The 12,657-nt window shown below is 68.6% G+C and carries 11 protein-coding genes and 5 pseudogenes; 10 read left to right on the top strand and 6 right to left on the bottom strand.

The features are described 5' to 3' along the window. Positions 1-185 precede the first annotated feature (185 nt). From ACF06X_RS32775 to ACF06X_RS32760, 4 genes and pseudogenes are all read left to right on the top strand, one after another. Positions 186-383 carry a hypothetical protein gene (locus tag ACF06X_RS32775; RefSeq protein ID WP_392290957.1) on the top strand — a complete coding sequence of 66 codons (198 nt, stop codon included), beginning with the start codon at positions 186-188 and terminating at the stop codon, positions 381-383. Positions 384-492: 109 nt separating this feature from the next. Further along, positions 493-1,101, top strand: a complete 609-nt coding sequence (locus ACF06X_RS32770; RefSeq protein ID WP_392290956.1) for a hypothetical protein — start codon at positions 493-495, stop codon at positions 1,099-1,101. Positions 1,102-1,106: 5 nt separating this feature from the next. Further along, a pseudogene (locus tag ACF06X_RS32765) lies at positions 1,107-2,250 on the top strand (transposase); the annotation flags it as partial. Further along, positions 2,250-2,393, top strand: a pseudogene (locus tag ACF06X_RS32760) (transposase); the annotation flags it as partial. The pseudogenes ACF06X_RS32765 and ACF06X_RS32760, both read left to right, overlap by 1 nt. Positions 2,394-2,463: 70 nt before the next feature. Here ACF06X_RS32760 and ACF06X_RS32755 read toward each other — a convergent pair. Further along, positions 2,464-3,804, bottom strand: a complete 1,341-nt coding sequence (locus ACF06X_RS32755; protein WP_392290955.1) for a PQQ-binding-like beta-propeller repeat protein — start codon at positions 3,802-3,804, stop codon at positions 2,464-2,466. Between the two features lie 260 nt (positions 3,805-4,064). Here ACF06X_RS32755 and ACF06X_RS32750 point away from each other — a divergent pair, with 260 nt between their 5' ends. Both ACF06X_RS32750 and ACF06X_RS32745 read left to right on the top strand, forming a co-directional pair. Further along, positions 4,065-4,235, top strand: coding sequence for a hypothetical protein (locus ACF06X_RS32750; RefSeq protein WP_392290954.1), 171 nt, complete (start codon positions 4,065-4,067; stop codon positions 4,233-4,235). 32 nt (positions 4,236-4,267) lie between these two features. Beyond that, on the top strand, positions 4,268-4,543 hold the full coding sequence (locus ACF06X_RS32745) for a hypothetical protein (RefSeq protein WP_392290953.1): 276 nt from the start codon (positions 4,268-4,270) through the stop codon (positions 4,541-4,543). Positions 4,544-4,926: 383 nt separating this feature from the next. Here the strand turns inward: ACF06X_RS32745 and ACF06X_RS32740 are convergent. The 3 genes and pseudogenes from ACF06X_RS32740 to ACF06X_RS32730 form a co-directional block, all read right to left on the bottom strand. Beyond that, positions 4,927-5,197: pseudogene (locus tag ACF06X_RS32740) on the bottom strand (hypothetical protein); the annotation flags it as partial. 44 nt (positions 5,198-5,241) lie between these two features. Next, complete coding sequence (locus tag ACF06X_RS32735; protein ID WP_392290952.1) at positions 5,242-5,385, bottom strand: hypothetical protein; 144 nt, start codon at positions 5,383-5,385, stop codon at positions 5,242-5,244. A 6-nt stretch (positions 5,386-5,391) separates the two neighbouring features. Next, positions 5,392-5,871, bottom strand: coding sequence for a hypothetical protein (locus tag ACF06X_RS32730; protein WP_392290951.1), 480 nt, complete (start codon positions 5,869-5,871; stop codon positions 5,392-5,394). Positions 5,872-6,746: 875 nt separating this feature from the next. On the opposite strand from ACF06X_RS32730, the pseudogene ACF06X_RS32725 reads away from it, so the two are divergent. Then, positions 6,747-7,332, top strand: a pseudogene (locus ACF06X_RS32725) (IS21 family transposase); the annotation flags it as partial. Between the two features lie 2 nt (positions 7,333-7,334). Next, positions 7,335-7,562 (top strand): annotated as a pseudogene (locus ACF06X_RS32720) (transposase); the annotation flags it as partial. A gap of 1,436 nt (positions 7,563-8,998) precedes the next feature. Here ACF06X_RS32720 and ACF06X_RS32715 read toward each other — a convergent pair. Next, positions 8,999-10,072, bottom strand: coding sequence for a peptidylprolyl isomerase (locus ACF06X_RS32715; protein WP_392290950.1), 1,074 nt, complete (start codon positions 10,070-10,072; stop codon positions 8,999-9,001). A gap of 587 nt (positions 10,073-10,659) precedes the next feature. On the opposite strand from ACF06X_RS32715, the gene ACF06X_RS32710 reads away from it, so the two are divergent. After that, entirely contained in the window at positions 10,660-11,178 is a 519-nt protein-coding gene (locus ACF06X_RS32710) for a hypothetical protein (protein ID WP_392290949.1), read from the top strand. Between the two features lie 119 nt (positions 11,179-11,297). Then, complete coding sequence (locus ACF06X_RS32705; RefSeq protein ID WP_392290948.1) at positions 11,298-11,480, top strand: hypothetical protein; 183 nt, start codon at positions 11,298-11,300, stop codon at positions 11,478-11,480. A 287-nt stretch (positions 11,481-11,767) separates the two neighbouring features. On the opposite strand, the gene ACF06X_RS32700 is transcribed toward ACF06X_RS32705, so the two are convergent. Next, on the bottom strand, positions 11,768-12,514 hold the full coding sequence (locus tag ACF06X_RS32700; RefSeq protein WP_392291026.1) for a hypothetical protein: 747 nt from the start codon (positions 12,512-12,514) through the stop codon (positions 11,768-11,770). Positions 12,515-12,657 lie beyond the last annotated feature (143 nt).

The following is a 12,657-nucleotide window of genomic DNA, read 5'->3' as shown; positions in this document are numbered from 1 at the left end:
CTCACCGAGGCCCTCGCCAGGCGCCGGATCGTGATCTACAACCGGGAGTACGACACCGGACGGCTGCTGTGGGAGCTCCACCTGCACCACCTCGCCCACGGCCCGGTCGACATGACCAAGCACTCCCGCTACGGCGACCGGCCGCACGGGCCGGCTGGACGCGCAGGGCGTGGGAGGAGTGCGCGATGGAGCAGTACGCCGCCTTCTACGGCAACTGGCACGATTACTGGGGCAGCTACACCTGGCAGCCCCTGAGCGGCCGCCACCGCACCCTTGGGGATTACCGGAAGGCCGCCACGCGGTTGGAGGAAATGGCCGCCTACCCCAACCCCTTCGACCTCGCGGAGGAGGCCGCTGTGCGTGACAGCGCCGGCGAGCATTGAATCAACCGAAGGTGAGACCCCGGGGGCCGCCATGGCAGTGCTCGGGGTTTCAGCTTGGCGTTTGACCACTCGTGATCGTCATTGGAATACGTGGTCCGTGGTGATCATCATGCGGAAGACTGTGCGAGTGACGCTTCCTACTCCACTTGCCGCTGCTGAAGAGATCCACACTCATCTCATTGATCAGCTCAACCTCGCCCTTCGTCGGCCAGGGATGTTCGGGGGTGAGGTGGCTTTTCGGATCCTGATTGACCACCTGCTGTTCGTGGAGCGCCAGCCCGAAGCGTGGGCCGAGCTGCAGCAGGGTTGGGGAGAGCGGGGGCTGTGGACCTCCATAGGCCCCACCGGCGCCTTCCGTGCGGTGCTCCCCGCGGTCGACTGCTGTGAGGTCGCCTCGGTGTACGCGGAGTTCGCACAGCGACGCGGCTGGCTCAAGCCCGATCGGGTTCTCACTGGGGAGGAGTACGAGGCCCTCACAGGCAAAGTCCGGCAGTGGGCTGCGGTTGACCGTACCTGGGCTGACGTGACAGCGGAGTTCGGGCCTCCCTCTGTGCTGTTCGGAGGGAACAATCCGCTGTATGGGAAGACGCTCGGCTACCTCACAGAGGATCCGCAGCAGCCGATGGCGGTCTTTCACCTATGGAACGACAGCGAACCAGGGGCCGAACAATGGCCGGTCAAAGAGGTACAGGACTTGACGCAGAGGCCGTGCTGGTGAGCGTGATGGAACAGGGCGTGCAATGCGATCCGCTCGCGGAACTGTCGCTCTTCCGAGGAGTCTTCTACGACCGTCTTACCGGCAGGCGCGACGCGCTGTTCGAGCTCACTGACGCAGTGCTGTGCACCGACGGTCCCGTGAGGACCCTGTTGGACCTGGCGGTCGCTCCAGAGCACCGGCGCGGGCACGGAGCCCTGTACGCGCGCTGAACCGGGGTCGCCTGGACACCAGTCGGCTGCCGACCGCGCTGGCCGTCCTGCCGCTGCCGCGCGCCGCTGACGGACGCTTGATGCTGGCGGTGGATGTCTCGCCGTGGCTGCGGCCGGACGCTGGGACCTGCCCGGACCGGTCGTTCTGCCACACCCACGGCCGCGGCGACGCCAAGCACCAGGTGATCCCCGGCTGGCCGTACTCGTTCGTCGGCACGCTGGAGACCGGCCGCACCTAGTGGACCGCCGTCTTGGACTCGGTACGGCTGGAGCCCGGTGCCGGCCTGGCCGCCGTCATCACCACCCAACTCCACGACAGGATAGGCCGGTTGATCGCCGCCGGGCAGTGGAAGGCGAGCGATCCGGAGGTACTGGTGGTGATGGACGCCGGCTACGACGCCCCGCGCATCGTCCACCTGCTGGCCGACCTGCCGGTGCAGGTCCTCGGCCGGCTTCGCTCGGACCGGGTGATGCGCCGCTCGGCACCGACCCGCGCGGAGTTCGCCGCTGCCAACCCGGCCGGAGGCCGGCCGCCCAAGCACGGCGGCGAGTTCGTCTTCGGCGACATCGCCACCTGGGGCACCGAGCAGGCGGTGACCATCACCGCCACCCGTTGCTACGGCACCACCACCGCCCAGGCGTGGGACCGGCTCCACCCCAGGCTGACCCGCCGTGCAGCCTGGCTCGACCACGACGGACCGCTGCCCATCATCGAGGGCACCGTGATCCGCCTGGCCGTCGAGAAGCTGCCCAGCGGCGGGGTGAACCGGCCGGTCTGGCTCTGGTGGTCACGTACCGGCGCTACCCCGGCCGAGGTGGACCGCTGCTGGCAGTCGGCTGGACCCGCCCGCGCCTTCGCGACTCGGCAGCGTCCGATCGCTGGACCTGGCTTGTGATCGCCGCCCACACCCAGCTCCGCCTCGCCCGGCCACTCGTCGCCGCGAGGCCTACAAACAGCGCAACGTCGTGGAACGGTGCTTCAACCGTCTCAAGCAGTGGCGAGGCATCGCCACGAGGTACGACAAGACCGCCGATTCCTACGAAGCAGCGGTCACCCTCGCTGCACTCCTCATGTGGGCGTGACATTCGACGACAGAACCATCAAGGGTTGTCCTCAGAAGCATGCGAGGGGTAATGGCTCCGAGCTCGGCGGTCAGGGGCGCTTGTAGGCGGTGAAGGGCTTGGACGGTGCCATGTCGGACCCGTGGCGGGCGCCGATGAGCCAGTCCTCGTACGCGAAGACCGTGTCCACGGAGTCATTGCCCTCGGGGAAGCTGTGGGCGTCGCGCTGATCGCCCGTGGCGGCATCCAGGACATAGAGCCGATGGTCGGTGGTGGGAACGGTGAGGACGGTGAGTTTCCCGTCCTGGGGGAGGATGCGGTAGGCGGTGCGGCGGCCGAGGCGGTCGTCGTCGACGGTGCCTCCCCAGAGAAGTTCTCCGGTGGCCAGGTCGAAGGCAGTCAAGCGGTGGGCGTCGACTCGGCTGTTCCGCACCCGGTGGAAGGTCAGGGTGTAGAGCCTGCTGTCGTCCACCGCCGCTGTGAGCCGATCGCCCGACTGGATCTCGCCGTAGGGACCGCTGAAATCGATCGGCGGGTTCGGGCGGCCGTTGCCGCTGAAGGAGAAGTAGGCCCCTGAGTCCGAGTCCCCGGATCGCGAGGCCGCCACGACCACCGGGTCGGCCGAGACGAACTCCGCACGGGCGTCCCAGGGGACGGTGAGCCGACCCCCCAGCGGGGTGGACCACAGGAGCGCGCCGCTGCCCGGCGCAAAGGCGGCGACCTGCAGTTCGGCGTCCGTGGGGATCTTCTCGCCGTAGCGGGGTTCGGCGGTACCGCCGCAGGCGAGAAGGGCGGCGACCTGCCGCTCGGCCACCGCGGGCGTGCCCGGTACGCAGCCCTTGGGCAGGGCCGCCTTCCAGCGGGGCTTCCCGGTGCGCACGTCCACTGCCCGCAGGTCGGCCCCCTTGACGTCTACGGCGATGCCGCCGCCCACGGACACCTCGGAGCTCTGGAGGTAGTGGAGGCGGGATTCGGCGACGGAGTGGGGGGCCCGCCAGAGCTCCCGGCCGTTCTTCATGTCGAGGGCGACGTCGGTGGCGCAGCTCTTGCCCTTGGCCGAAGCGGTGGCACCGTCCCCGTCGCGGGTGAGCACCAGAACCGAGCTCTTGGTGTCGGCGGCGGCGTGGCAGATCGCCGAGCGGCCGGGCGGCACGTATTCCCACGTCCGCTTGCCGTCGCGCGCGTTGTACCCGCTGACCGCGTCAAAGCGGCTACGGACCAGCGTGTCGCCCGACAACCAGGCTCCGTTGCCCTGCTCTTCGGCCTTGGGATCCGCGATGGTGTCCCAGACGACGCCCATCTCCTCAGCCTCGTCCCCGAAAAGGAAACACCCGGCGGTCAGTGAACACAGGGCGACGAGGGCAGCCGCCCTCGTGGCCAGGCTGCGCCTGGTCCGTCTGCCCGACGGCACGTCGTCCACCTGCGCGGTCATGTCCGTTCCCCCCGAGCGTGTCGCCGTCGACGGTCCACAGGACCTCCCGCGTTCCTCGGCGGCGATCATCATAGAGAGCCGGTCCGCCCGGAGGGAAGGAGCACCCCCTGCCACCCGAGGACGCTGAGGCGCAGGGGCCGCACCATCTACAGCACAGTGAGCCTGGCATTCGACGACAGGACCTAGCAGCGTGCTCGGCCTGCTGTCTGCGCAACGAAGGGTCCGTACCGACCAAACCGGCGGACCCTCCCGTGCTCGGCATGGAGAGCAGGCTGGTCGTGGACCTGGGTGCCGACGACACGGCGCTGTCCAACATCGCCTCGGCGCTGGAGATGGAACTGGACATCGACGGCCTGTACGAGGAGGTCAAGGACTGGGAGACGGTCGACGACGTCCTGGACAGCGTCCTGGCCTGCGCCGAGACCGACTGATCGCCCACCCGACCGCAGAGCGGAGCACTTCCATGACTTCGACACCGATGAAGTCCGGCAAGAAGCCGCGACGTGCCGGGGCCCCGAGAAGGGCCTTGAGCGCCTACATGTTCTTCAGCCATGACTGGCGCGAGCGCATCAAGACCGAAAGCCCCTCTCTGTCGTTCGGTGAGGTCGGCAAGCTCCTGGCCGCCAGGCGGAAGGAGCTGGACGAGAGGGGTAGGAGGCCGTACGTGGAGCAGGCGGCGACGGACGCGTCCAGGTACGAAATGGAGATGGAAAGGTTCAAGGCGCAGACCGAAGCCTGACGATGGCCGCACGCACGACGCGCCCGCCCTTGGCCGTCTGACCCGCGGAACGACACCGCCGAGATGCCGCTCCGGGCCGGTGCCGCCCGCGGACAACGATCCGTCATTCCGGCATCCGGCAGGAGGCGCCCCAAAGGCGTCTACTCCTCGTCGTCCTCATCGAGCCCCATGCCGGCCGCATCCGGATCACGCAGCGGGCACAGGGCACCGACGGCTGGGGTGGAGGCGGTGAAGCTGTAGCGGCCGCACCGTGACCGCAGCAGCCCTCGCCATCTGGCTCCGTACATAATCGACCGGACAACTCCTAGGTACTAAGGCGCGAGAGCCAGCCGCCGGCCTTCTGCTCGGGCACCTCGGGCACGGCCTCTCGCTGTGTGCGGGCCAGGGGTGTCGCCGGACCAGTCCCAGCGGTTCCGCTCGCAGGTGCGCGGGTCGTACATCGCCCGGCCGCCGGCGCCGAACTGCCCCACCTCGGTCATCGGCGCGACGCCGGTCTGGATCTCGTCCGCTGTCCAGCCGGTGATGTCGAGCAGCAGCCCATGAGCGGGCCGCCGACCAATTCGGCGTAATCCCGGTCCGGCCGCGGGCCCGGGTGGTCGTGGTCGGCGCCGTAGACCCGTCCGCGCAGCAGCTGCCCGTCTCATCACGGTCCATCCGTTCAGCCTGACAGCCGCCACTGACAGCCGGGTCCGGTCGCGTCACCTGCGGAAGCGCGAGAGCCAGGTTCCGCCGGCCTTCTGCTCGGGCACGGCCTGGCCCTGCTCCTCGTGCGGTAGCTCGTCCGACCGGGCTTGCTGGACGCCGGTGACGAACCGCTGGTCGCAGTGCCCGCACAGAGACACCCAGGCCTAGCAGGCGCTGGAGATCCAGTCCTCGTTGGTGCGGTGGCGGTCCAGTCCCACGGCCTCGAACTCGTCCTCGCCCAGGCTCCTTCGTGCGCCGAGCCGCCGCAGGGCCTGGGAGATAGGGCTGACTGCTCGCGAGAACCGCTTCTTCGTCGGCTCATCCAGCGGCCCCAGCGCGAGCGAGCCGTCGGCCCAGACGGCGGCTCGTTGCTCGCCGACTCCCCCGAAGTATTCGGCCTCCACATAGGCGATCGGCCCCGCAGCGGACCACTCAGCCAGCAGCGTGTCGAAGCCTCCTGGCAACCGCCAGAACCCCAGGTCTCCTCCGTCGCTGCCGTCCGTGACGGCGTCGAAGACCTCATCGGTCATTGGCATCAGCGACAGGCCCTGGCCAAGAGGCACCACTTGGGCTCCAGGCACCTCCCGCCACGCCGCGCGCAGCAACTCGTCTGCCGCGATCACTGCCTGCAATGCATAACCCATCCCGCGGCCTCCCCAACCGATTGGAGCCCTCATCTTGCCTGACACATCGCGCACCAACCCACGTGACTCCCCGCCCCAGAACCCACACCCCACCAGCAGGTTCCTGGCAGGTGAACCGTCAGAATCCGCGAACCCGCTGGTTTCGGTGTTCGACACCGGCCGGGCGCCAGCCTTCTTGCAGACGCAGACCCAGCTGCGCCGCATGCGGCGCAAGCCCGCCCGGGACAGCGTCCGGTCGCGTACATCTACACCCGCTGGTGCGGGGACCGGGTCGCCCTGTGGGGCCCGGAGGCATCGTCGAAGATGCGGCCGCTGTCGGCCCTGCAGCGACGGCAGATGCAGGCGCGGCGGACCTGCACGGCGTGCGGCGACGCCTTCCGACGCCCGGTGTGGGGGATATACGGCCGGTGTGACGACCGGGAAGTGCAGCGACGGACGGATCTGCGACGGCGTACGTGTCAGGACTGCGGCACCGTCTTCCAGAGGCCCCGGCACCGGCCAGGAGCTTCGGCGATGGGATGTGCCTGACATGCGACGAACGGATCGAGCGCGGACGGCGGGTGGCGCTGTCGCTGGTGGAACGCTCCTGCCGGCGGTTCTGGTGCAGCTGTTCCCGCTCACGGTGTGGGCGGTGATGAGCGAGCCCGAGCAGGCGATGGCCGACTGGCACTGCGTCCCGTGCACGGAGGAGATCGAGCAGGAGCGTGTCGAAGGGCAGCGGCGGGCGGACCGTGCTCGGTGGGACGACCTCTGTCAGCCTACAAGTGAACGAGCACCACCGTGTACGGATGAACGTGCACCGTTCTTGATGCGGTGAGGTCGGTGTCGCGCGAGTCTTCTGTCGTCCTGTTCAGGGTTGGCGGAGGGCGGCGAGGGTGGTCTTGGATCCGCATCGCTGGTTGGAGTTGAGGCGGTTTCGCGGTCTGTATGAGTCCGGTGCGATGAGCCTGCGGGAGATCGCGAAGGAGACGGGGCTGAACCGGCGCACGGTCGGCAAGTACTTGTCGGGTGAGACTCCGGTCGCGCCACCGCGGCGGGCTCCCAATAGTCAGCCATACCGGCGGTGGTGGCTGAGGTCGCGCCGCTGATCGACGCGATGTTGCGGGCCGAGACCTTGCTCAAGGGGGCCGTGTTCACGAGCGCCTGGTGGCCCAGTACGGGTTCACCGGCAGCTACCAGTGGATCAAGATGTACTTGCAGGAAGCCAGACCCCGCGTCGCGGAGGAACTGGGCATCAGTCCGGGTGAACTGGCGGGCCTTCACCGCAGGTTTGAGGTGGTGCCCGGGGCCCAGGCCGAGGTCGACTGGGGTGACGAGGGAAAGATCCTCGCCCATGTCGGCATCCCGAAGGTCTACTCGTTCCATATGACGTTGTCCTACTCGCGCGATCCGTTCTGCTGCTTCACCACCAGCCAGGACCTGGCCACCTTCTTCGACTGCCACCGCCAGGCGTTCACGCATGCCGCCGCCTGCTGTGGAAGCGCGGCATCAAACCCGTGAACGCCCGACGCGGCGTCGCCCACGGCTCCGGACTGGGCAAGGTGCGCTGGGTGGTCGAGCGCGCCTTCGCCTGGCTGCACCGGTTCAAGCGGCTCCGCACCCGATACGAACGACGCGCCGAACTCCACCAGGGCCCGCTCGAACTGGCCTGCAGCCTCATATGCCTCCGCCGCCTACGGACCGCATTCTGAAACGATCAGTTAGTAGAGGCTGTGCAAGCGGACTTCTGTCCGCCAAGAGGTCGATCTCTTCGCAGGGTGCTCAAGGCGATGGGTCTGCGGGTCGATGCTTTCCCAGGAATCGAATTCCTTTCGGGACGACACCCGTTCAAGTTCCTCAAGGAGGGACGTCATGAGCCTTGAGCATGGGCCGCGGTCAACGCTCGGCCCACTCCCCGGGCGGGGAAAACTGGTTGCGGGAAGCGCTATGGCAGCGCTGGCCCTGGCGCTGCTGGGATCCAACAGCCCCGCGCTGGCGACCACCGGCCAGCAGGCGGCAGCGATGCGCCAGGCAGAAGCCGGCCCCGACAAGTGCCGGGAACACTGGGAGCCCTGGTGTGAAGACCAGGGCGGACGACCCCCCAATGGCCCTGGGGGCCCCGCAGGCCCCGCCGGTCCCCCTGGACCTCCTGGACCTCCTGGACCTACCGGCCCCGCTGGGCCTCCTGGGCCAGGCGCTGCCCCCCACGATCTGGAGGAGTTCGTCAACGACGGGACGTTCACACCCCCCGCGGGTGTCACCACGGTATTCGTCCAGGCCTGGGGGGCCGGCGGCGGTGGTGGCGGCGGAGGCGGCGGGATCTCCAATACGCAGGGCGGCTGGGGCGGCGGTGGGGGCGCAGGTGGCTTCACCTGGTGCGCCATCCCGGTCACCCCTCAGCAGAACTACGTCATTGATATCGGCGAAGGCGGCGCCGGTGGTTCTGGCGGCCCCGACGAGGCTCCCGGCGGCGCCGGTGGTTCTGGCGGTACGACGACGCTGACCGCCCCGGACGCTACCGAGCTGCTCTCCGCGACCGGTGGTTCCGGCGGCCAGGGAGGCGGCACAGGAGGCGCTGATGGAGCAGGCGGTGCGGGCGGCAACGGCTTCTGTTCCACCGGGGGTGTGACCCGAAACGGCGAGGCCGGTGAAACAGGGTCCGGCCCTGAGGGCGGCGAGGCTCCTGACGGTATTGTCGAGCCGCCCTCCGGTGGCGCAACCGGCGGCGACGGCGGAAACCCCGGCTTTGTCCCCGCCCCAGGCGGACCCGGCGGTGAAGGCGGCGACGGGTACACCGTGATCTGGTGGTAACACCAGACGGCTATTCCGACCACCATCGGCCCACCACCTGAGCCTGTTCGTCGGCGCCCAGATTGCCCGTCACACGAGTGAGCCCTCCCCCAACCGGGAGGGCTCACTCGTGCGACCGGTCACATCACGCCGAGCGCATCGGGTGGGGTCGGCGCGGTGGAGCGGGCCGGTCGGACGGCGCGTATCTCCTTGACCCGGGCCGCGGTCAAGGGGAAATGCGGCGGGTGCGCACTGGGTGGATGCACGGCATCGTCCAGTCGATGGCGTCCACTCCCTGCCGGTGGACTCCACTCAGTGGAGTGATTGCCGCTGGTCGCAGCGCATACGGACTGCTGGTTTACCGCTGGGCGATGGTCACGTCCTGGATGGTGACCTTCTTCTTGGGTGCTCCGTCGCCTTCGCCGTTGGCATCGTCCGATCCGGCATCCGCGACTTCCTCCAGTAGGTCCATGCCGCTGGTGGCCTTGCCGAAGACGGTGTAGTTGGGGGGCAGCTCACTGTCGCCGTAGACCATGAAGAACTGACTGCCGTTGGTGCCCGGCCCCGCATTGGCCATGGCCAGGGTGCCCTTGGCGTACTCGGCGGTCTCCTTGCCGGAGGCGGCCTTGGGGAGGTTCTCCTCCCCGTACTTGTAGGCCGGCCCGCCCGAGCCGCTGGCGGTCGGGTCGCCGCATTGCAGGACTTTCAGGGCCCCAGTGGTGAGGCGGTGGCAGTTGGTCCGGTCGAAGAAGTCCTTCCCGGCCAGGTAGGTGAAAGAGTTGACGGTGCAGGGCGCCTTCTTGCCGTCCAGATCCAGTTTGATGTCGCCCACGTTCGTCTTGACCACGGCCTTCACAGTGCTCGCGTAAGGAGGCTTGGCCGGCGGCTTGCCCACCTCCTTGGCCCCCTGTTCCTTGTTGTCCCCGTACAGGCACTCCCCAGGCCTGGCCGTGGGTGTCGGCGTGGTCGACGGCTTGGAGGCCTCGGCGACAAGCCCGGTAGCGGGTGCCGGCATGGCGACCCAGGTGACGAGTCTGGCAGCGATCGCGGTGCCGGCCACAGCGCGCAGAGCAGTCGAGAGCATGTAAGTCCGTTCATCGCGGATACAGAGTTCTTGATCTCGATATCGGCATCCGCGGGAGCAGACGAGACAAATACCCCCGATGTTCTGCGAATGAGGGACTTGCAGCGCGTCACCGCCCACATGGCCGGGCGCCGGGTCGAGGACCGCGACCGGCGTCCAGTCCTCCCCGTTGACCAGGGGCACGCCGCCCGCCCAGTGGGCTTCGGACCAGCTCCAGCCGGCGGTGGCGTCGATGCCGTAGTCCCGGGCCAGGTAGTCCACCGCCTGCTGCACGTCCGGGCGCTCCATGAGCTTGCTGTGCAGCTTTTGCGCCAGCTGACGCTGCAGATAGAACCCGCGGCTGCGCACGCCGACTTCGCCGCGCTCCAGAGCGCCGGGAGCATCCCGGGCCAGATGGCGGGGAGCATCAGCTCATGAACTACGCACCCCACCGCGCCAAGGGCGCGACGCGCTGGGGGCCTTGCTGCCTGGACAGGGCCGACCCTTTGGCCGCCGGCCCGCGCCGGGCGAGGACGACGACACCGGCCTGGGCGCCGCGGAGCCGGCCGCCACGGTGCCCGCCGCGACGTACGGGAGCGAACGGTGACGCTGTAGCGGCAGGTCCTGGCCGCGCTCAACGACGACACCCTCGACGACGCCGAGCGCGAGAAAATCGTGGCCCGCGGCGCTGCCCACCTCACTGCCCGCCGAGCACCCGAGGGCCAAGAGGCCACCCCAGACGCGGTCATGACCGTGGCATTCGAAGAGTTCAACCTACTCCTGGACGCCGACCAAGCTCGCGCCGCCCTCAATTGTGACTGAGCGCTCTCGTTGGCCATCGAGCGTCTTAGTGGGCCAGGGTGAGCACGGCGGGTGCGACCTTAGAACACGGTGCACACCTCGGTCGGTCGACACCTGCCCGGATGGGTGTCGTACCCCGCTCGTATGCTCGCTCGATGACGTCTTACGAAGGCACCCATCCCACCGTTCTCGTCCAGGTGGGCGATCGGCACGCACAGATCGACGAGCAGCTCGCACCCGTGATCCAGGCGATCTGGGAGTGCGGGTTCGACACCTTCACCTGCTGCCAGGACATCGGCGAGAGCAACGCGGACTGGCCACAGAAGCTGCCGCACATGAAGGAGTGGGTGGAGTCCAGGCGCGGCTGGGTCCTCATCGACTTTCCGGTCGACAGCGGCCTGGCCTTCCTCTCGGCCGTGGCGAACGCCGGCCCGCGGGACGCGTTCTACGTCCGGATGACGCACTGGGCAGCCCCGGACGCATGGGACGTGAACGTCAAGCCGATGGACGCCGCAATGTTCCAGGAGAAGCTGCCATCGCGGTTTCGCCTCCAGCTACTTCAGGTGAGCTTCCCGGCGTACGACCTGCTGGAACTGACCCGACGCCTCCGCGAGCACGCCGCAGGCCGCTCGGTACCGCCCGCCCCCACCGACTGGACCTCCGTCGGCCGCTAGGGCATCCTCCCCGCGCGCTCAAGTGGCAAACAGAGCGCTCAGTCACATCAATGAAGTCTGCCGCCCCCGTGGGTAACCCGGACAGCTCAGCCTCCGTTAAACCCGGCGTGAGAACGACGATGCGGCTCACACCCGTCATCGGCGTACAGCGCGGCGGGAGCGAAACGGTTCCGCGCCCCGAGCTGGAGCCGATCTTCACCGAACTCGTCGCACGGTGGGCCAGCGACGGCCGGGCCGTGCCCGGCCGACCGCACGAGGAGTGGACGCTCCTCGCCCGCCGGTATCCCTGGCCCGGGCGCTGACCGCGCGGTGCGGGCATGGCCCCCACCGTGCGCCTGCACCGCACACCCAAGGAGCCCGCCGGCGCCGTACGGCGCCGCGCCCCCGGGCTGCCGGACCGTCACCGTGGTTGGGCCCCGGTCCGGCAGCCCCACCAGGAGGCATACAAGCAGCGCAACACCGTCGAACGCTGCATCAACCGCTTGAAGCAGTGGCGGGGCATCGCCACCCGCTACGAGAAGACCGCAACCATCTACCTGGCCGGACTCTATGTCGCCGGCATCTTTCTTTGGTCTGCCAGGCCAACGACTCAGGAGCAGGAGCGAAGCGCATCGTCCCAGGCACCAGGGCTGCGGTAGTGGTTCTTGTGCCCGGCGGCAAGTACGTGGCGCAGTTCGGCAAGGTGCTGGGTGTTCGTGGGGAGATCCAACCGGCCGAGGAGGGCCAGCGCGGCAGCCGGCTCCAGGTCGCCGTAGACGTCGTGGAAGCTCGCCAGGAGGCCGCGGAAGACGGCCGAGTGCAGGGCAGGAAGCCGCATGGCGGTGCGGTACGTCAGCTCCTTCACCGTCCAACGCACCGGTCCCGAACACTCCAGAACCCGACGGGCTCGGCGGAACAGGGCTTCCGATCGCTCGGCCACCACCCGGTCGATGTCGTTACCGAGAACCTCGGCGAAGGCCATCGCGGAAGTGGCGTGGTCCTCGAACCAGTCCACCCACAGCGAGTAGGTGACGGCCTCGGCGTCCCGGTCCGCCTCCAGCCGCTGACGGTAGCCGTCCCACAGGACGTCGGCCGGCAGGGGACCCTCCGCACCCTCGTTCGCGAACCGGATCTCGCACGTGACCCAGTACTCGTCGAGGAGGTCCAACAGCCCGAAAGCCAACCGCACCTGGTCGGCTGCATCCAGGTCTTCGGCGAACACATCACCAGCCCGGGAGTGCGCTACCTGGCTGGCGGTGAGCAACGCGTCCGGCTTCTCGTCGCTCACCCACCCGTCGCGCACCTGGCTGACACCCTGATCAGCCAGCCAACGCCGCGCTGCCTCCTCGGCTTGCATCTCCACTCGGGAAGTATGACAAGCCTCGCAAGATCCGAAAGAAACGCTCTAGTAGTGCTTCGTTACGTCGGGTGATCTCGCCTGGTGGTGGGCATCTTCTTCGGTATGAGGCTTGGGGAGGTGGAACGGCTCCGGGGTGAGTT

Source organism: Streptomyces sp. NPDC015346 (assembly GCF_043078785.1).
In the GTDB taxonomy this organism is placed as follows: Bacteria; Actinomycetota; Actinomycetes; order Streptomycetales; family Streptomycetaceae; genus Streptomyces.
The sequence above is the reverse complement of the archived record's forward strand: the minus strand, read 5'-3'. Positions and strand labels throughout refer to the sequence as shown.